The sequence below is a fragment of the Sphingosinicella sp. SM1-17 genome, from assembly GCF_056821765.1.
On record NZ_JBPDIO010000001.1, the window covers coordinates 2,390,635 to 2,409,461 of the forward strand.

19 protein-coding genes are annotated in these 18,827 nt (G+C 65.2%); 11 read left to right on the forward strand and 8 right to left on the reverse strand.

What is annotated here, in order from left to right; translation table 11 throughout:
- The first annotated feature begins 68 nt into the window (after window positions 1-68).
- Entirely contained in the window at window positions 69-734 is a 666-nt protein-coding gene (locus ACRYLT_RS11905) for a hypothetical protein (RefSeq protein ID WP_482664309.1), read from the forward strand.
- Here the strand turns inward: ACRYLT_RS11905 and ACRYLT_RS11910 are convergent.
- Window positions 731-1,519, reverse strand: coding sequence for an SDR family oxidoreductase (locus ACRYLT_RS11910; protein ID WP_482664310.1), 789 nt, complete (start codon window positions 1,517-1,519; stop codon window positions 731-733). The two genes, ACRYLT_RS11905 and ACRYLT_RS11910, sit on opposite strands and share 4 nt — an antisense overlap.
- Complete coding sequence (locus ACRYLT_RS11915) at window positions 1,519-1,839, reverse strand: nuclear transport factor 2 family protein (protein WP_482664311.1); 321 nt, start codon at window positions 1,837-1,839, stop codon at window positions 1,519-1,521. The genes ACRYLT_RS11910 and ACRYLT_RS11915 overlap by 1 nt, the downstream gene beginning before the upstream one ends.
- 98 nt (window positions 1,840-1,937) lie before the next feature.
- On the opposite strand from ACRYLT_RS11915, the gene ACRYLT_RS11920 reads away from it, so the two are divergent.
- The 3 genes from ACRYLT_RS11920 (at window position 1,938) to ACRYLT_RS11930 (ending at window position 5,120) form a co-directional block, all read left to right on the forward strand.
- A complete protein-coding gene (locus ACRYLT_RS11920) occupies window positions 1,938-2,843 on the forward strand; it encodes a LysR family transcriptional regulator (RefSeq protein ID WP_482664312.1) in 906 nt (301 codons plus the stop codon).
- Window positions 2,844-2,916: 73 nt separating this feature from the next.
- Window positions 2,917-3,945, forward strand: coding sequence for a S66 peptidase family protein (locus tag ACRYLT_RS11925; protein WP_482664313.1), 1,029 nt, complete (start codon window positions 2,917-2,919; stop codon window positions 3,943-3,945).
- Window positions 3,946-4,169: 224 nt separating this feature from the next.
- Window positions 4,170-5,120 carry a serine hydrolase gene (locus ACRYLT_RS11930; RefSeq protein WP_482664314.1) on the forward strand — a complete coding sequence of 317 codons (951 nt, stop codon included), beginning with the start codon at window positions 4,170-4,172 and terminating at the stop codon, window positions 5,118-5,120.
- A 64-nt stretch (window positions 5,121-5,184) separates the two neighbouring features.
- Here ACRYLT_RS11930 and ACRYLT_RS11935 read toward each other — a convergent pair whose 3' ends face one another.
- The 3 genes from ACRYLT_RS11935 to ACRYLT_RS11945 form a co-directional block, all read right to left on the reverse strand.
- Window positions 5,185-5,907, reverse strand: coding sequence for an MBL fold metallo-hydrolase (locus ACRYLT_RS11935; RefSeq protein ID WP_482664315.1), 723 nt, complete (start codon window positions 5,905-5,907; stop codon window positions 5,185-5,187).
- An 84-nt stretch (window positions 5,908-5,991) separates the two neighbouring features.
- Window positions 5,992-6,498 carry a DUF2062 domain-containing protein gene (locus ACRYLT_RS11940; protein WP_482664316.1) on the reverse strand — a complete coding sequence of 169 codons (507 nt, stop codon included), beginning with the start codon at window positions 6,496-6,498 and terminating at the stop codon, window positions 5,992-5,994.
- 215 nt (window positions 6,499-6,713) lie between these two features.
- Window positions 6,714-7,340: a retropepsin-like aspartic protease family protein gene (locus ACRYLT_RS11945; protein ID WP_482664317.1), complete on the reverse strand. Its 627-nt coding sequence runs from the start codon at window positions 7,338-7,340 to the stop codon at window positions 6,714-6,716.
- Between the two features lie 202 nt (window positions 7,341-7,542).
- On the opposite strand from ACRYLT_RS11945, the gene ACRYLT_RS11950 reads away from it, so the two are divergent.
- The 3 genes from ACRYLT_RS11950 to ACRYLT_RS11960 all read left to right on the forward strand — a co-directional run bounded on the left by ACRYLT_RS11950 (window position 7,543) and on the right by ACRYLT_RS11960 (window position 12,602).
- Entirely contained in the window at window positions 7,543-8,595 is a 1,053-nt protein-coding gene (locus ACRYLT_RS11950) for an alpha/beta hydrolase family protein (protein ID WP_482664318.1), read from the forward strand.
- Between the two features lie 147 nt (window positions 8,596-8,742).
- Window positions 8,743-10,422 (forward strand): M28 family metallopeptidase, encoded by a 1,680-nt coding sequence (locus ACRYLT_RS11955; RefSeq protein ID WP_482664319.1) that lies wholly within the window; start codon window positions 8,743-8,745, stop codon window positions 10,420-10,422.
- A gap of 374 nt (window positions 10,423-10,796) precedes the next feature.
- On the forward strand, window positions 10,797-12,602 hold the full coding sequence (locus ACRYLT_RS11960) for a DUF885 domain-containing protein (protein WP_482665438.1): 1,806 nt from the start codon (window positions 10,797-10,799) through the stop codon (window positions 12,600-12,602).
- 310 nt (window positions 12,603-12,912) lie between these two features.
- Here ACRYLT_RS11960 and ACRYLT_RS11965 read toward each other — a convergent pair whose 3' ends face one another.
- From ACRYLT_RS11965 to ACRYLT_RS11975, 3 genes are all read right to left on the reverse strand, one after another.
- Entirely contained in the window at window positions 12,913-13,281 is a 369-nt protein-coding gene (locus ACRYLT_RS11965; protein WP_482664320.1) for a hypothetical protein, read from the reverse strand.
- A gap of 49 nt (window positions 13,282-13,330) precedes the next feature.
- Window positions 13,331-14,356 carry a TerC family protein gene (locus ACRYLT_RS11970; RefSeq protein WP_482664321.1) on the reverse strand — a complete coding sequence of 342 codons (1,026 nt, stop codon included), beginning with the start codon at window positions 14,354-14,356 and terminating at the stop codon, window positions 13,331-13,333.
- A 701-nt stretch (window positions 14,357-15,057) separates the two neighbouring features.
- Window positions 15,058-16,038, reverse strand: a complete 981-nt coding sequence (locus ACRYLT_RS11975; RefSeq protein WP_482664322.1) for an AraC family transcriptional regulator — start codon at window positions 16,036-16,038, stop codon at window positions 15,058-15,060.
- A 137-nt stretch (window positions 16,039-16,175) separates the two neighbouring features.
- Between ACRYLT_RS11975 and ACRYLT_RS11980 the strand changes: the two genes are divergently transcribed.
- The 4 genes from ACRYLT_RS11980 to ACRYLT_RS11995 all read left to right on the forward strand — a co-directional run bounded on the left by ACRYLT_RS11980 (window position 16,176) and on the right by ACRYLT_RS11995 (window position 18,701).
- Complete coding sequence (locus tag ACRYLT_RS11980; RefSeq protein WP_482664323.1) at window positions 16,176-16,931, forward strand: SDR family oxidoreductase; 756 nt, start codon at window positions 16,176-16,178, stop codon at window positions 16,929-16,931.
- Window positions 16,932-17,119: 188 nt separating this feature from the next.
- The gene (locus ACRYLT_RS11985) at window positions 17,120-17,623 is read left to right on the forward strand and encodes a DUF2975 domain-containing protein (RefSeq protein ID WP_482664324.1); all 504 of its coding nucleotides are present in this window, start codon (window positions 17,120-17,122) and stop codon (window positions 17,621-17,623) included.
- Window positions 17,624-17,625: 2 nt separating this feature from the next.
- Window positions 17,626-17,841 (forward strand): helix-turn-helix domain-containing protein, encoded by a 216-nt coding sequence (locus tag ACRYLT_RS11990; RefSeq protein WP_482664325.1) that lies wholly within the window; start codon window positions 17,626-17,628, stop codon window positions 17,839-17,841.
- Window positions 17,838-18,701 (forward strand): hypothetical protein, encoded by an 864-nt coding sequence (locus ACRYLT_RS11995; RefSeq protein ID WP_482664326.1) that lies wholly within the window; start codon window positions 17,838-17,840, stop codon window positions 18,699-18,701. Before ACRYLT_RS11990 ends, ACRYLT_RS11995 begins: the two co-directional genes overlap by 4 nt.
- Window positions 18,702-18,827 lie beyond the last annotated feature (126 nt).

Genomic DNA, 18,827 nt, shown 5'->3' on the forward strand with positions numbered 1-18,827 from the left:
ACAAGCTGGAGGAGTTCGGGGCCGGGGCCCGGCCAGGACAAGCCTTGGCCACCGGGCGCATGCCCGCCATGACGTCCGTCGTCTTCCTTATCTACGCGGTCGGTCATCTGGCGCTGTTCGCCTGGGCGCTCGTCCTGCTTCTGCGCTTTCGTCATCCGGCCACGGTGCCGCTGCTGATCGTCACCTTCGGACTCGTCTATGACAATGCGCTCCTCGCCGCCGGGAGTTCGATCGGCCATGGCGAATTGCTCGAGCGGCTAAGCCTTCCCCGTTTCTTCATGCATGCCTTTGCCACCCCGCTGCTGATGCTTTCGGCGCTCGGACTGGCGGTTCGGGCGGGTGCCCGCTGGGCCGGGACGATTCCCGTCGCGCTTGCCATCGCGTTGCTCACCCTGGCGATGATCGCGCTCGGCGTGCATTCCGAGCTACTCAACCTGGAGCTCGAGGCCAAGAGGGTCGACGACCTCCTGTCCTACGGCAATGGCGCAAGCGGCGGACCGCCGGTGGCGCCGATCGTCACCATCTTCGTCCTGATCGCCGCCGGCTGGATCGTGTGGCGGCGCTCGGGTGGGCCGTGGCTCCTGGTCGGCGCTCTCGCCCAGTTCGCGGCGGCCGCGATCGGCGATGCGATCGCGATCGCCGGCAATCTTGGCGAACTGGCGCTGCTCGCCGGTCTGGTCGTCACCGACAGCCGCCTCTCCGGTCAGCGCAGGCCCCGCCGGGATGCCGTCTAGATCGTCGGAATGGTGCCGCCGTCGATCGTGAACTCCGATCCATGGATCGAGGCCGCCCGATCCGATGCCAGGAAAGCGATCAACTCGGCCACTTCCTCGGGTCGTGCCGGTCGCCCGATGGGAATGCCGCCGAGCGCGTCGACGATGCTCTGCCGGGCGGCTTCCTCGCTGCTGCCGGAGCTGGCGGCGATGCGCTTCACGAGAGCTTCGGCCGAAGCGGTGTAGATCCAGCCGGGCGAGACGATGTTCACTCGAACACCCTTTGGCCCGACTTCCTTCGAAAGCGCCTTGCTGTAGGCGGCCAGAGCGGCCTTCGCTGAGGCATAAGCGGTGGTGGATTCGGGTAGCGGAAGCTTGCGCTGGATCGATCCGGTATGGACGATCACGCCCGATCCCCGAGCCAGCATGACCGGAAGCATAGCTCGGTCGAGCCGAACGGCGCTCAGCAGGTTGAGATTGAGCTCGGCCGCCCAATGACCGTCATCCAGCGCAGCGAAGCCGCCGCCGGGGGAACTGGATCCGCCAAGCACATGAATGATGATGTCGACCGTGCCGAGCCGATCGAGGGCCTCGGCGGCGAAGGCCGAAACGGCTTCGGCGCGGCTGAGGTCGGCCTGGACGAAGGCCCCGGGAGGGACGAAATCCGGCCGGTCGGAGCGTGCGGCGGTGACCATCCTGGCTCCGGCGGCGTGCAACCGACGGAAGGTCGCCCCGCCGGCGCCCTGGGTTCCACCGGTCAGAACCACGTTCTTGCCGGCAAACTCCTCGGGATCGATCCTGGCCATCACTGGATCTCCAGCTCGGAGATACGTTCGCCGGCGGTCCGGAAACGAAAGCACAAAGTGATCGGGCTGCCTCGAAAGCCGCCGGACACCAGGGCGCTGACCTCGTGTCGCCCTTCCGCATGCACGATCGCCTGGGGAAGGGCGATGGCGGAACAAGCGAGGCTCGACCGCTCGATCCAGGCGCGGATCGCGTCGAGTCCTTCATGGCCCAGTCCCTCGTCGCGAACCACCGCATCGGGAGCGAAGGAGGACAGCATCGCGTCGGCATCAAGCCGTGCGTTGGCCGCGAAATAGGCCGTGAGTGGCGGGGGAAGGTCCATGAACGTCTCCTGTTCCGGGTTCGGCTTCAGAACTAGGGCTAGACAGGCGTTTCGATAAGTAGGATTATGTGGGATGTACTGTTTCGCTGAGCAGGATAATGCACGGGTCGGGGCTGAACGATCTTGATGCGGTGATGGCGATCGCCCGCCGAGGGTCTTTCCGGGCGGCGGCACTCGAGCTTGGGATGTCGACGACTGCCCTCAGCAACGCTGTCGCGAAACTCGAATCGACGCTCGGCGCTCGATTGTTCAACCGCACTACCCGAAGCGTCTCGCTGACCGACGAGGGGAGGGCATTCGTCGAACAGGTGGGTCCAGCGCTTCGGGACATTCACGGCGCGATGGAAGCCGTCCGCTCCCGCCAGTCGACGCCTTCGGGAACCCTCCGGATCAACGCCTTTCCCACCGCCGCCCGGGAAATCCTCAATCCACTGGTGCTCGAATTGATTCGCGAGCATCCTCGGGTGCATGTCGACCTCGTCACCGAGGGACGGCTGGTGGACATCGTCGCCGAAGGTTTTGATCTTGGCGTCAGAAGGGCGGACCTAGTTCCCAGCGACATGATCGCGGTCCCGGTCGGGCCGGCCCAAAGCTATGCCGTGGTTGGAGCGCCGGCCTATTTCGAGCGGCACGAGCGGCCGCGCAATCCGTCGGACCTTGCCGGCCATCGCTGCCTCCGGGTTCGACTTCCCAACGGCGCTCTGTTTCGCTGGGCGTTCGAGAAAGAGGGGCAAAGTCTGCGGATCGACGTAGATGGACCGATCACCCTCGACGAGGCCAGCCTGGCACGGGCCGCGGTGCTGGAGGGGGTCGGACTGGGCTTCTTCATGGAGTCGGATGTTCGCGCCGACATCGCGACCGGACGGCTCGTCCGGGTGCTGGAGGACTGGACGCCGCCATTGGCGCCGCTCTGTCTCTATTATCCCGGACGGCGGCATGCGTCGGCCGCGCTGAAGGCGCTTGTGGCGCTGGCCCGGAAGAGGGCCTTGGCACGGGCCGATTGACCACGCCCACCCGTGCCGGAGCCGGGATTGTTTCGGTCGCGAAATGCCGGAGCTGCTGATATTGGAGGTCCCGATGCTGAACCGACGAACCTTGTTGCAGGCGCTCGGCGCCCTCCTCATTCCCGCCGGAGCCGTTTCGGCCGCTCTTCCGGCAAGAAGAAAGGCGCCGAGGCTCAGGCCGGGCGACACGGTGGGTCTGGTCGAGCCGGCGGGCTTTACCGCCGACGCCTTCGAGCTCGAGCTGGTCCTCGAGGCGATCCGGGCCATGGGCCTGGTTCCGCGGCCGGCGCCGCACCTGCAGGATCGCTTCGGCTATCTGGCTGGGCGCGACGAAGACCGGGCCGCCGATCTCAACGCCATGTTCGCGGATCGGGAGGTCCGGGCCATCTTTGCCATGCGCGGCGGCTGGGGCTCTGCCCGGATCCTGCCGCTTCTCGATTTCGACCTGATCCGCGCCAATCCCAAGCTCCTGATCGGATTCAGCGACATAACGGCGCTTCACCTCGCGTTCGCGGCACGGACCAACTGCCCGACCATTCACGGGCCCAATGCGGGCAGCGCCTGGGGGAGACTGTCCTGGGATTCGTTTCGGGCGCTCGCCTTCGAAGGCGCGACTCCAACCTACAGCACGCCGGTCGGCACCGAGGATCGACTGGCGCAGCGCAACGGGCGGATCCGCACCTTCCGTCCCGGTCGAGCGGCCGGACCGCTGCTCGGCGGCAATCTCACCGTCCTCTCGGCCTTGGTCGGGACGCCCTACATGCCCGATTTCCAAGGTGCGATCCTGTTCTTGGAGGATGTGGACGAAGCCGAATACCGGATCGACCGGATGCTCACCCAGCTTCGCCTTGCCGGAATCCTCCCCCGCGTGGCCGGAGTTGTCTTCGGCCAGTGCACCAACTGCCGAGCGCAGGGGCCGTCGCTCGGCGGCTTCACGCTTTCCCAGGTTCTCGAACAGCATCTGGCGCCGCTCGGCGTTCCCGCGTTCCAGGGGGCGCTGATCGGCCACATCACCGACCAGTACAGCATCCCGATCGGTGTCCGGGCCGAAATTGACGCCGACGCAGGGACGATCCGGATCCTCGAGCCGGTGGTGGCCTGATCGGCCTGAACGGCGGGTCCAAAACCGAGGCTGTGCGTCGCCTGGTGACGGCCGAAAAGTTCCCAGCACGGGCTCGAAAGCGGTGAATGGAGCCTGTTCTGAGGCAGATAAAGCCGAACATCTAAACGGCATGGTAACAATCTAAACTCCCCCGCGATAAGCTTCAGCTTCGGCAGGCGAGCTTCGGCAGTTGCCTGCAAGGGATGATTTCGAGGGGTTTTCGAATGCGGCTGTTCGGCTTTTTCGCTTTCCTTCTGGCCTTCGTCGCCCAGCCGGCGCTGGGCCAGACTCCGCCTCAGCTGCAGTTCCTGGAGCAGCGTTTCGCCGCCCTGGCGATCGAGAATCCTGGCGAATATGGAATCGCCGCAATGGACCTGGCGACGGGGCAGACGGTCAGCTTCAACGGCAACGAGCCCTTCCCGATGGCCAGCACGATGAAGATCGCCGTTGCCGCCGCCTATCTGGCGGAGGTCGATGCCGGTCGCCGAAGTCTCGATGAGACGATCGCCGGAGTGAGCGCTTATCGGCTGATCGACGGAATGATCACCCGCAGCGACAATCGCGCGACCGACATTCTGATGGCAACGCTGGGTGGCCCCGGAGCGATCGACCGCTGGCTTCGACAGCACCAGCTGACCGGGATTCGGGTCGACCGCACCATTGCCCAGCTATTGGCCGACCGGCGGGACCTTCGCGACATCCGTGATTCCAGCACCCCGATCGCCATGCTCGGACTGCTTCGCCTGATCGATTCCGGCAATGCGCTCAGCCCGACGAGCCGGTCGATGCTGCTGGACATGATGCGTCGCTGCAGGACCGGATCGAACCGGATCCGCGGCCTGCTTCCGGCTGGAATCGTCCAAAACAAGACCGGGACCCTGAACGGCTATACGGGCGATGTGGGCTATCTCACCCTGCCCGGCGGACAGAGGGTCGCGGTGGTCTTCTTCGCCCGTGGCGGGAGCAACCGTCCGGCGGTCATCTCCACGGCCGCGCGTGCAGTCTACGATGCATTTAGCGGCGGGGCCAGCAATGGTCTGCAGGGCCTCGGCGGCCGGGTTACGCAGGCGTCGACCTGGAGTTCGGTCGTGAGCGCCGCAAGCGGCCGGCAAGGCGGATCGACCGGATCCTCCTCGTGCAGCCTCGGCGGCGAGGCGGTGGCGGCCCAATGCTGAGCTTGCGCTGACGCGCTCGCCTGTTTCGCTCCAAAGGGCTTTCGCGCTGCCTTCGGGCTGGCGCTCAAGAAGAGGAAGGCCGCTCTTCCTCGGGTCGCCCGCAGCGCCGGTTGGCCGGGACGGCAATGTCGATCTTCTTCGGCGGCGGCAGGCCCAGTCCGGCCATGATCGTGACGAATTCCTCCATCGTCTTTCCGCCCCCTAGCCGTGGGTTGCGCTCCCGTTCCTGAGCGACGCTGCTGACGTGGCGCCCGTGATAGTCGTGACCGGGATAGACGAGGGTCTCGCCGGCAAGGCACAGGATCTTGTCATGCACCGATCGGTACAGCCTTTCCGGGTCGCCGCCCTGGAAGTCCGTTCGACCGCATCCGTCGATCAGCAGAGCGTCGCCGGTCAGAACGCAGGCGGATCCGCCTCGATCGAGCAGATAGCAATGATGGGTGTCGGTATGTCCCGGCGTGTAAAGCGGCTGGAGCCGGATCGAGCCGATGTCCAGCGGGTCGACTTCGCTGACCCCGATATCGGCGTCGGTTAGGCGGTCCATGGCGGGACAGGCGATCTGGCAGCCGGTGATCGCCTTCAGGCGCCAGGCCGAGGTGATGTGATCGGCGTGGATGTGGGTTTCCAGGGTGAAGGCGAGGCGAAGCTCGAGAACGTTCAGAAGCTCGAGGTCATTTTCCAGGCGTTCCAGCACGGGATCCACCAGAACGGCGGTGCGGGTTTCGGTGCAGGCCAGCAGGTAGCTGTAGGTTCGCGATTCCGGGTCCTGCAGCTGACGAAAGAGCATGATCGGTCCCCCCGCGGCTCGGCCGCAGCCTAGACGTTCGCTTCGGCGACCGCCAGCCCGAAGGCGGCGATGCCGCCGATGGGGTCAGGCGCGGCAGCGCCTGCGCCAGCGCGAGACGAGCCAGCCTCGGTAGCAAAGAGCCACGACAAGGTAGCCCAAGGCCGCCGTTCCTAGCGCCATCGCCGCGAAGCCGACGGCAAGCGGCCCGGCGATGGCAACCAAGGCGGACGCGTCGATCGGCCCGGTCGGGAAGGCGGCTTCGTAGGGGAGCAGAGCCGCGCCGATCCGGTAGGCTGCGAAATAAAGGAAGGGGAGAGTGATGGGATTGGTCACGAATGTGGCACCGACCGCCACCGGGATGTGGGCGCGCAGGTGAAGCGAGGCGAAGACGGCAACGACGACCTGCCCCAGCGGCACCAGAAAGGCGCAGAGAAGGCCGATCGGCACGGCGCGGCCGACGCTTCGCCGGTTGAGATGCCAAAGGCTCGGATGGGTCAGCCGCCAGGCGATCGGCCGGATCCAGCCGTGCGCGAGCAGGCCCTCGCGATCCGGCGCGAATCGATGGGCAGTCCTGGCGAGCCAGTTCTTCACTTGCGTCCTCTGATGGATGTCCCGCTGAGATAAGGCCTTAGCAGAGCAATTGTAACTCCAGCCCTAATGTCGCAATGCGGCGAGCCCGTCCATCTTCCAGCGCTTCAACGCTTTGGGCTCGGGTTCGTCTCAGACTTCCAACAAGTTGCCGAGGTTGAGCTTGGCCATGCAATCGCCCCGGGTGCCGCCGCGCGAGAATCCTGTGCCCGTCAGCGTCAGCCGCCCTCCGCTTGGCTTGTGCCTTGCGGAACGAGGACCAGGGTTCGACCTTCGACGCGCCAGGAGGCAAGCTGCGACAGGAAGTTCATCCCCAATATGTCGGTGGTTCCGAGCGAGGGGGAAATGACGACCTTGAGATTGCGCGCCTCGATCCCGCCGAGTTCCAGCCGCTCGAGCGTGCCGGTCTCCGCCTGGACCACGCCATTGGCGGTTCGAAGCACGACCGGAAGAAGGTTGAGTCCGCGATCGACTGAAGCGAGTTGCGCCGTCTGCTCGGAAAGTGCGGTAAAGGTTGCACCGCTGTCGATCAACATCCGCCGCTCGACTCCGTTGATCTCGGCCTGAGCCCAGAAATGCCCGTCCGGTGACATCCGGATCCGAACCTCCTCGCCAGCGATCCGCTGATTGTCGAGCCCGAGCTTTTCGGTCAGTCGGGCCAGATTGGGATCGTAGGGCGCGTGCTGGAACAGAAGGAACAGGCAGAAGGCGAGGAGGGCGAGCGAGAAGAGCGATCGAAGCAGCCGGCCGATGAACGGGATCCGAAACAGCAGGAACAAGACGAGCGCTCCGCCCACTGCATAGAGTGCGAGCGTCTGCCATTCGGGACCGGTCGTGATCGGCATTTGCGCTCCTCAACCTTGGCGGACGGGATTCGATCCCGCACCCGATCCATCCGGCCGGCTGTTCGGATCCGGACGGCGTCGGTGCCCGGTTGCGAACAGAGAGACCGCTTGCTCGAATGTCTCGGCAGGCCTTTGCCAGCAAACCCAAGAGGCACGGAAATTGCAGCCTCCCCGAACATCGACTTCAAGGGGACGCCTGCACATGCGCATTCTCGATCTGATCCTGGCCGCGGCGCTTGCGACCGCGCTGAACTGGACCGTCTCCACTGATGCTTCGAAAGGATCATCGGCGGCACCCGGCGCCGGTGCGGCAGCAGTGCGAGCGGATCCGGCGCATCCGCCGGACCGGATCATCGAAATCGACGTGCCTGTAGGCGAGGGCGACTGGGCCGTCCCCGGGACGCTGAGTCTTCCGGCGGGCGAGGGACCCTTCCCGGTGGCAGTCCTGATGCACGGCTTCGGCCCGGGAACGCGTGACGGCGACGTCGGTCCCAACAAGATCATGCGCGAGACCGCGCTGGGGCTGGCCCGCCGGGGCGTGGCCGCACTGCGCATGGCCAAACGGACCACGGCTCATCGGCGCCGCTTCGGGGAGGAAGGGCGCCACGCGACCGTGGAGGAAGAATGGATCGACGACGCCGTCGCGGCGGTCCTGATGCTGCGGCGCAACCGCCGAATCGACGCTTCGCGAATCTATGTGGTCGGCCATAGCGCCAGTGGAGGCATGTCCGCGCGCGTCGCCAACCTGGCGGAGGCGGCGGGGGCGGTGGTGGTCAACGGCTCAACCAGGCCGCCCGCGGATCTTATCGAGGATCAGGTCCAATATACGGCGAGCCTGGTTGTGGAGGAGAGCGCCGAGGCTCGAGCCCGGAGGGAACAAATGGTCGCCGACATCCAGCGCCTGCGCGATTCCTCCTTGCCGGGCGAAACTCGCGTTCTCGGGCATCCGCTCTGGTACTGGCGATCGATCGCCGGAATGGACCTCCCCGGCGATGCGCGGCGGCTGACGGCGCGCGGCGGCCGAATCTACGTCGCGCAAGGAGGCCGCGATTATCTGACCGGCGAAGCAGACTGGATGGGACTTCGACAGGGCCTGGCCGAACTGCCGCGGGTCACCATGCGGCGTTTCCCTCGGCTCAATCACATGATGCAGGAAGGGGAGGGACGAATGACTCCGGCCGAATATCAGTGGCTCAAGCCGGTGTCGGCGGAATGGACCGACGCACTGGCCGAATGGATCCTGGAAGGCGGCTGAAGGCTGGCGGATCGGGAAGTTGGACTCGGTACCGCTCGGCGGAGGCTTCCGGGACGGCGTGACGAAGAAAAGCAGCCAGGCTGTTGCGAAGCTTGGCGAACCCGGATGGCCGGTCGTTCGTTCAGGAGAAAACTCCCTGGGGACATGATGAGAAGAATCCTTGGTTTCGCCGGCGCGGCCCTGCTCCTGATCGGGGGCTGCGCCACTTCGCCCGACCGCATGTCCACGGATGCGCCCGTTGCGGTCGACCGGGAGAATATCTCCCGGATCACCCGAACCCTGGCTTCCGAGGAATTCCAGGGGCGGGCCATGGGAACTCCGGGGGAAGAGCGGACGGTCGCCTATCTGATCGAACAGTTCCAGCGCCTGGGGCTCGAGCCCGGCGGCGAAAATGGCCGCTGGACCCAGCGGGTGCCGATGTTCCGGACCCGGATCCAGCCCGGCGCCCGCTTCGCGGTGACGAGAGCCGGCCAGTCGCGCACCCTGGACTTCCCGAACGACATCTATGTCAGCACCGTCCGGCCGATCGAGGAAGCGCGGATCCGCGATGCGCCGATGGTGTTTGTCGGCTTCGGAGTCCATGCGCCCGAGCGGCAGTGGGACGATTTCAAGGGCGTCGATCTCCGGGGCAAGGTCGCCGTTTTCCTGGTCAACGATCCGGACTTCGAAGCGGCGGCGGGCGAGCCGGTCGCCGGGCGGTTCGGCGGCCAGGCGATGACCTATTACGGGCGATGGTCCTACAAGTTCGAGGAAGCGGCGCGGCGCGGCGCCATCGCCGCCCTGGTGGTGCATGAAACCGAAGGCGCCGGCTATGGCTGGAACGTCATCGAGTCGCCCGGCGGCGAAAACTACAATATCGAGCTTGGCGCCGGTCGGCTCCAGCCGCCCATGCTCCAGGGCTGGATTCAGCGCGAGGTGGCCGTCGACCTCCTCCGTTCCGCCGGGCATGATTTCGAGGAGGTGAAAAGGCGCGCGCGAACCGCGGCGTTCCGGCCGATCGCGCTCGGCGCGACTCTGAGCGCGGAGGCGCAGGTGGCGCTCGAACGGATCGAGAGCCGCAACGTGCTGGCGAAGATCAGCGGCCGGGAGCGGCCGGACGAGACGGTGATGTATGCGGCCCATTGGGATAGTTTCGGCTTCGGGCCGCCCGACGCGCAAGGCCGTCGGATGCGTCCCGGAGCGATCGACAATGCCATCGGCGTTGCCGCGGTGATCGAACTGGCGCGCCTGTTCAGGACTCAGCCGCCGCCGGAGCGGACGCTCGTCTTCGCTGCCTGGACGGCGGAGGAGCGTGGCCTTCTCGGGGCCGAATATTATGCGGCCAATCCCCTCTACCCGCACGAGAAGATGGCGGCGAACCTGACGGTCGACGTGCTTCAGACGGCGGGGCCGGCGCGCGACGTGGTTCTGATCGGTGCCGGTCAGAATCAGCTCGAAGACCATCTCGCCCGATTCGCTTCCGCGCAGGGACGGGTGGTCACCCCTGAATCGCATCCCGAGCGAGGACTCTTCTACCGATCGGACCATTTCGCGCTGGCCAAGCAAGGCGTTCCGGTACTGCTGCTGATGGCGCTCGGCGGTGGCAATGATCTCGTCGAGGGCGGCCGGGAAGCGGGCGAGCGCTGGCTCGCCGACTATATGGCGAATTGTTATCACCAGCCGTGCGACGCGTGGAGCGCGGACTGGGACCTGCGCGGCGCGGCCGACGACGTCGCATTGCTTTACCAGATCGGGCGGCACCTGGCTTATGGGCGCGACTGGCCCGACTGGAAGCCCGGATCGGAGTTCAGGGAGCTTCGATCCCAGTCGGCCGCGATACGGCGCTAGGCGCCTGCGCCGGTCCGAGCTTCAGCGCTGCTCGGGCGCGGCCATCGGCATTGGCGCGAGCCGCCGATGCAGAGCGCCCTTGATGTTTCCTCCGCCGTCGACGACGCGCAGCCCTGGGCCGGGACGGCCTGGAGCTGCAGCGTCACGGTGAGCCATAGCAGGGCGGGAATGCTCATGCGCAGTCCTCCGGATCGACACCTCAGTCTAGGCCAGGCTAAGCGGAAACGACAGGCGCTTCGGGAGGATGATGCCGACGGACCGGGTTCGCCGCAGGTCGCTAGGCGCGCAACAAGGCGCTACAGCCCTCCCCGACATCAAGAATCAAGATCGGGAGGGGTGTTGTGAGATTTTCTCGACGGGAATTCGGATTGAGCGTGGCTGCGGGCGTTCTGGCAACGGCCTCGCCGGTTCGCTCGCAGGTTCGAGCGGCGACCGGGGCCGTCCCGGGAGCGGCCGACGCGGAACTGACCGCCTTTCTCGACTCGGCGTTCGAAGCCGAGCTTCGGCAGGATCCGCAGGCGCTCACCCAAATGGGTCGCAAGGACAAGCAGGACCAGCTCACTGACCCGAGCGACGCCGCCGCGGCCGAGCGGCTGGCCTGGCGCCGACGCAACGTGGCCGAGATGCGCCAGCGATTCGATCCTTCGACTCTGAGCGAGAATGCCCGGATTTCCTACGACCTCTGGGCGCTGGAGCTTGAGCGCGCCGAAACCTATGCGCAGTGGCGCCGGCACAATTACGTCTTCGATCGAGGCGGGCCGCATACCGGCCTTCCCAACTTCCTGATCAACCAGCACCGGGTCGACGAGCCGGTCGACCTGGAGGCCTATGCCGCGCGCGTGGCGGCGCTCGGTCCGACGATCGACATTCATCTCGAGCGCGCCAGGGCCGCGGCCGCCGACGGTATCCGGATGCCCCGCTTTTCCTATGACCAGTCGCTGGAGGAAGTCCGCCGGCTTACCCGCGGAGCGCCGTTCGAAGGCGGCTCGGACTCCGCTCTGTTCGCCGACGCCAAGGCCAAGGCGGCCGCGCTCCGAAATGCGGGCAAGATCGACGAGGCGGGCGAGCGGCGGCTGGTTGCCCGGATCGCCGAGGCGATGACCGGATCGGTCAAGCCGGCCTATGACCGGCTCGGCGCCTGGCTGGAATCGGATCGCGCCCAGGCGAGCGCCGAGCCGCGCGGCGCCGGCTCCCTTCCGAACGGCGCCGACTATTATGATGCGATGCTCCGGCTCCAGACGACCACGGACATGAGCGCGGAGGCGATCCACGAGCTCGGTCTCGCCGAGGTTCGTCGGATCCGGGAGGAAATGGAGGCGCTGAAGGCCCGGATCGGCTTTGCCGGCCCACTGGAGGATTTCTTCGTCCATCTGCGCGAGAATGACCGGTTCTATGTCAGCAACGACGAGGCCGGCCGGGCGGACTATCTTCGCCGGTCGGAGGAATATCTGGCGGCCATGAAGGCGCGGTTGCCCGAACAGTTCGGCCGGATTCCCGGGGCGGAGCTGGTCGTTCGACGGGTGGAGCCGTTTCGCGAGGAGCCCGGCGGCGCCGCCCATTATTCTTCCGCCGCTCCAGATGGTTCGCGGCCCGGAATCTATTATGTTCATCTGGCCGACACTCGCGCGACTCCGATCTACGAGATCGAGGGGACGGCCTATCATGAAGGCTGGCCGGGTCATCACATGCAGATTTCGCTGGCGCAGGAGATGAGGGGACTGCCCAGGTTCCGAAACCACAATTTCTACGGCGCCTATGGTGAAGGCTGGGCGCTCTACGTGGAGCGGCTAGCCAAGGAGATGGGCTTCTATTCCGATCCCCACAGCGATTTCGGCCGACTGGGGCGCGAGATCTGGCGGGCGATCCGGCTGGTGGTCGACACCGGGATCCACGCCAAGGGATGGAGCGAAGCCCAGGCGCTGGACTATTACAGCAGCAATTCGCCCCAGCCGATCGGCAAGATTCGTTCGGAGATCCGTCGCTATTTCGTGAACCCGGGCCAGGCGACCTCCTACAAGGTCGGCATGCAGCATATCCTGGCGCTTCGGGAGCGAGCGCGGACGGTGCTGGGCAATCGCTTCGACCAGCGCCGGTTTCACGACATGGTACTTGGACAGGGATCGGTGCCGCTGTCGGTGCTCTCCGCCCAGGTGGAGCGCTGGATCGCCGCGTCGGGCTGAAAAAGAGCCGCTCGACGCTTCAGTCGGGATACTCGCAGCCAAGTTGGAAACTTCGAACCTATTCAAGTTTGCGGTTCTGCACGCCGTGGTCGACACGGGAAGAGTCGAGCGCCTCAACTGGCAACAGGGGCTTTCGGCGCTTCGAAGCGCCGCGAGCAATCCTTCTCGTTGACGCGCTCGGGTCGGTCGTGGTGATCACGACGACCTCCCATTGCTGCGATGAAGTCTTCCAGGGCGCTTTCCATGCTGAGCGGAGCTTGGGACCAAGCCCGGGAGCGTCGACTCGACGTCACTGAACGTCCGCCGACGCTCATCGGGAGCGGGCGGGGAGGGTCTTGGCCACCACCTCGTCGGCGGATTCATCGTTGACGGCGGCGACTATGCCATCCGCGAGCGCCCTCTCGTCGACAGCCGAGTCCAGTGCCTGCAGTGCTTGCGGAGGCACCGGGACGACCTCGCGAACCGCGTCCTCGACCGCGTCGCGCGCCGCTCCCTTGGCCGTTGCGATCACGGCCTGCTGAAGCGCGTCCTCGTTGATGGACTGATCGACAGCATTGGCGAGCGCCTCTTCATCGAGCGCGTTCGCGAGCGAGTCCTGAAAGGAGGCCGGCGCGGACTGGAAGTCGCCGCAGGAAGCCAAGGTTGCCGCCATCGCGGCGGCAAGGATGATCTTTTTCATTTTGTCTACGAAGTCCCTGTCGCATGAGTTGCAAAGTTCGGCGGCCGTTTCATTCGCTGCGGGCCGGGTCGTCAGGTCCCATTCCGGACGGCCACTCCGGCTCCGGCTTACCGCGGGTCTTCCACAGCGAGTAAAGAATTCCGGCCGTAATCAGCGCGAAGGTCACGCCGAGGCTGGCCGCGGGCGGGAACTTGCCGCCCCCGAACAGGAAGTCGGCGGCGAAGATCTTCGAACCGATGAACACCAGCACCGCTGCAAGCGCATATTTCAGATAATGGAATCGATGGACCATCGCGGCCAGCGCGAAATAGAGCGCGCGGAGCCCGAGGATGGCCATGATGTTCGACGTGTAGACGATGAACGTGTCGGTGGTGATGGCAAAAATTGCCGGCACGCTGTCGACCGCGAATACGAGGTCAGCGAGATTGATGACGACCAGCGCCAGGAACAGCGGAGTCGCGGCAGTCACCAGCTTTCCGGTTTTCGGATCGGGCTCGCGAACGAAGAATCGCTGGCCGTGCAGCTTGCTCGTCACGGGCATGTGGTTCGAAATGAACTTCACGGCCGGATTGCCGGCGATGTCCATCGGCGCGTCGCCAGCGAAGAACATCTTTATCCCCGTGAAGATCAGGAACGCCGCAAAGATATAGAGGACCCAGTGGGCCTCGCTCACCAACGCCGCACCGCCGGCGATCATCAGCCCGCGAAGAACGATTACCGCGAGGATGCCCCAGAGGAGTGCACGATACTGATATCTGGGTGGAATCGCGAAGTAGGTGAAGATCAGGCTGATGACGAAGACGTTGTCGATCGACAGTGCCTTCTCGATGAAGAAGCCGGTGAAATACTGGATTCCGGCTTCCTCGCCGCGGCCGTACCACACCCAGGCGCCAAACAGCATTGCGACGCCGATGTAGAAGGCGGAAAGCTTCAGGCTTTCGCCAATCCCCATCTCGCGATCCTCCTTGTGAAGGACTCCGAGGTCGAAGACGGTCAGCGCAGTGACGAGGGCGAGAAAGGCAAGCCAGAACCAGGCCGGCGTGCCGAGCCAGTCAGCGAAGAGGAATTCCGTCATCTGACTATCCCTGCAAGAAAGGTCGATCGGGACGACTTGCGGCTTCTTCAGAGGTGAGCGGGGCCGTGCGCGAACCGATGGATGAAGTCCTGTTCCGCAGCGTCTTCTCCAGCCGCACCACTTCGACCCCGTTCGGCTGGGGTCGATGCTGCGTCAGTCGCAGCGCTTCGTCGATCCGCCGGTGCTTTCCTGTTGGCCGGTACAGTCGCGAACGCATGATTCTTCTCCTCTTCGGGACGCAAAGGTCACCGGAGGATCCGCGCTGCGGGATGTTGGGCGAGAAATCGCGCCGGGCCTACGAGCATCGGACCTTCCGATGCGGTCCGACATCACGAGCATTGGCTCGCCAGAGGGGCCCGGGCCGCGGAAGCCAGATATTGATTGACTAGTCAGAGGACAAGGGGGCGCCGAACTTTTCGGCAATGCTTGTCGATCAGTCCCTTCAGAACATCCTTCTCCGTCACCACTAGCGCCAAGGTGGTGAAGATCCTCGCGGCCAACCGATTGCTGCGATGAAGCCTTCCAGAGCGCATTTCACCCTGAGGGGAGCTTGAGCCCAGATGCAGGGCCGGGAGCGGATGGAATGCGCTCTGGGTGGAAGCAAATGATCTAGATCTCAGTGGCAGCTCATTCCGGATAGTAAGTCGGCGCGAAGCTAAGCTCGTTCGTGCGATCTGCGCGAACTCGGCACGAAGCGCTCCTTACGCCACTCTTTGATCTGGTCGGCAGGTCGGTGTTCGGTCCAGCGCATTCGAATCGCGCTGCTGCACTTGCTGAGCCGGATCTGCGGCGGCCAGGCTCCTGACCCTCGATTCTCTGACGTCCCTGACCGGAGGCTTGCCAAACTGGCGGCCATATTCCCGGGTGAACTGAGAAACGCTCTCATAACCCACTGCAAAGGCCGCGCTGCTCGCCGTCTTTCCTTCCGACAGCATCAGCCGTCGCGCCTCGATCAGGCGCAGATGCTTCTGGAATTGAAGCGGCGACAATGACGTCACCGCGCGAAAGTGCTGGTGGAAGGAAGATGGGCTCATGCCCGCGGCGGAAGCGAGGCGCTCCACCGGCAGGGGCCGTGCATAGTCGGTGCGCAGAATCGCGACCGCGCGGGCGATCCGCTGCGCGTGGCCATCGGCCCAACCCAGCCGCCGGATCGCCGATCCGTGCCGCCCGACCAGCAGCCAGTAATGAAACTCGCGAACAAGCTGGGCCTGAAGCACCGGCAGCGAAGCCGGCTTATCGAACAGCCGGATGAGCCGAAGCGCGGCATCGGCGACCTCTGCGTCGGTCGGATCGATCCGGACGGGCGTGGAGTCGGTCACCGGGCCGGGGCCCATCTCCGCGCAAAGCTCGGCGATCAGCGTCGAATCGAGCTCCAGCACGAACGAGTAGTAAGGGACGGCGAGGCTGGCCCGGGTAATCTGGCTGACCGTCGGCACATCGGCCGTGATCAGAAGCGAATCCCCGGCGGAAAAGGCGAATTCCTGGACGCCCATGGTGACGCGCTTCGCTCCCTGCACCACCAGTGCCACGAGCGGGCGCGAAATGGCGTAGAGCAGGTCGCTGGGGGCGGTCGCGCGAATTGTCGACAGCCCCGCGACTTCGGTGCGGGCGATGCCGTCTTGGTCCGCATGGGTATCGGCATGGCGGCGAACGGCGGCGAGCAAAGCGGTCATGATCCTCATCTACGCCTCAGCCGCCGACGCGCAAAGCAATTTGGAGGATCAGGCAAAAACCCGCGAGTTTCGGGAAACACAGGCGGGCCGCTTCGGACGATAGCCAGATCGCCACATGAGTGGCTCAACTCGAAAGGAGCAAGGCCATGACCAAGATCGCACTCGTAACCGGTTCCAGCCGCGGCCTGGGCCGCAACACGGCCCTGAGCATCGCCCGGCGCGGCGGGGACGTCATCGTCACCTATCACAGCCGGTCCGACGAGGCCGAAGCGATAGTCGGAGAGATTCGGGCAATGGGTCGCAAGGCGATCGCCCTCCAGCTGGACGCCGGAAACGTGTCGACTTTTCCCGAATTTGTCGAGCGGCTTCGAACCGTGCTTGCCCAGAACTGGCAGCGGGAGACCTTCGACCATCTCGTCAACAATGCCGGCCACGGCGACATGGCCACGATCGCCGAGACTAGCGAGGCTCAGTTCGACCGGCTCGTGAACGTTCATTTCAAGGGCGTCTTCTTCCTGACCCAGGCGCTTCTCCCGCTGATCGCCGATGGCGGCCGGATCGTGAACCTGTCGTCGGGCCTCACCCGTTTCGCCGCCCCGGGCTTCTCCGCTTATGCGGCTGCCAAGGGAGCCGTCGAGGTGCTCAGCGTCTACATGGCAAAGGAGCTCGGAAGCCGCGGCATCGCCGTCAACACGGTGGCCCCGGGGGCGATCGAGACCGACTTCCTGGGTGGAGCGGTGCGCGACACGCCCGACCTCAACCAGACCTACGCAGGGATGACCGCTCTCGGCCGCGTCGGCGTGCCGGATGATATCGGGCCGATGGTCGCGACCCTGCTTTCCGAGGAGAATCGCTGGGTGAACGCCCAGCGCATCGAAGTGTCGGGCGGCCAAGCGATCTGACCCAACACCCGAACCTTTTCGCCGGTCCGTCTGGAAAGCCCCACTCTCGAGGCGGACCGGCCGTCTTCCAATCTCTCCCGCCGTTCCTCGGAACCGGCATAATCCCTGGCAGGCAAAAGCCTTATCGAGAAACGGCTTGACTCATATCGATATTCGATCAATATTATTGATATTCGATATGGAGCGGAATGATGCCACCTTCCCTGCCGATGCGCCCAATACTTGCCCTTCTGAAGGTCCTGATCGTCCTCAACCTCGCCGCGCTCGTGCTCTTCATCGGCGTTCTCGGTGCCAGTTTCACCGATCTCGTCATGCGTAGCATTGCCGAGGATCATCCGGACACACCGCTCGAGACAGTGCTGCTGAGCTCGCGCGCCGTGCTGGTGATCGCCATCCTTATCGTCCCGTTCGCCCACGTACTGCTCACCCGCCTGCGCGACATCGTCGAGACGGTGCAGGCGGGCGATCCGTTCGAGATGGCGAATGCCGGCCGGCTCGCCACCATCGCTTGGTGCCTGCTCGCCATCCAGATACTCGATCTCGGCTTCGGAGCCGTCTCCTATTTTGCGCTGCCAGATCCTGCCTGGAGCTTCTCGCTCACCGGTTGGCTGGCGGTCGTGCTGCTGTTCGTGCTGGCCAAGGTCTTCGAGCGTGGCGCGGTGATGCGAGAGGAACTGGAGGGGACGGTCTGACCATGCCCGTCATCGTGAAGCTCGACGACCTGCTCCATGAGCGACGAATGACTCTGACCGAGCTGTCGGAGCGCGTCGACATCACATTGGCCAATCTGTCGGTCCTGAAGACGGGAAAGGCCAAGGCGATCCGCTTTTCTACATTGAGCGCGATCTGCCGCGAACTGGGCTGCCAGCCCGGTCAACTGCTGACCTGGGAAGAGGGAGAGGAAGAATGACGGATATCGCCATGCCTGCCGCCGAAGAGCGAGAGACCTCCCGCATCGGAAGCCTGCTGCGCGGGACGAGCTGGGCGATCGTCCTGACCTATCTGCGCGCCGGCCGGATGTGGCGCGTGGCGCCTGCCATCCTCGCAATCGCGGTGGTACCGGAATTTGCGCAGCATGCCGCAGAGATCCATCTTGGGATGTTCGACTCGCGCGAAGCCTTTCGCGCGCTCGCCTACGACCCGCTTCGCTGGACCTTCGCCTATCCCAAGATGGCGGGATTCGTCCTGGCCATTCTGGCGACCGTGCGCTTCCTGGCGTTGGGCTCGATTCGCGCGGCGCTGTTCATCCGGCCGATGAACCTCCTGCGGCTGGCCTTTGCCATTGCCCTCACTTTTGCCGCCGAACTGCCGATCGAGTGGCTACGCGATGCAAGCGTTTCCGCTGCGGTCGACGGGCTCATCACCGCCACGTCGGTGGTGCTTCAGGCCGGGCTCCTCATCTATGTCGTCCGAGCGCTGGTCGACGACCCGTCGAACAGCCTGCGCTCCGCTTTTGCCGAACGCTGGCCGGCCGCGATTCTGATGGCGCTGCTGGTGGCAGTCGCCTTCGTACCTGCCCAGTCGCTGCACACCGGCAGCCACCTTGCCGCGATGGGGCAGGATCCGCTGATCGTCTGGGCAATCATGCTCTTCGACAGTCTGCTCGTGGGCATGATCGCCGCGCTGATCGGCGCCGCGCTGTATACGGCCCATGCGGCGGCACCGACCTGGCGCGGCTGGACCCGTTCGCCGGCGAAAGGCCGCACATTCGGGAGAATCCTTGGCCGGTACAGCCCGGTGCAACGCATGCGCGGAACAATCCCTGGCTGAGTCATGTCAGCCTTGCCAGGGGCGATAAGTTGCCGGAGGCCCCGTGGATCGTCCGCAGCCCTTGCTTCCGGGCTGGCCTCGCCGCCGCTACGCTGCTCGGTGCGGCCATGGCGAACCAGCGCCGGT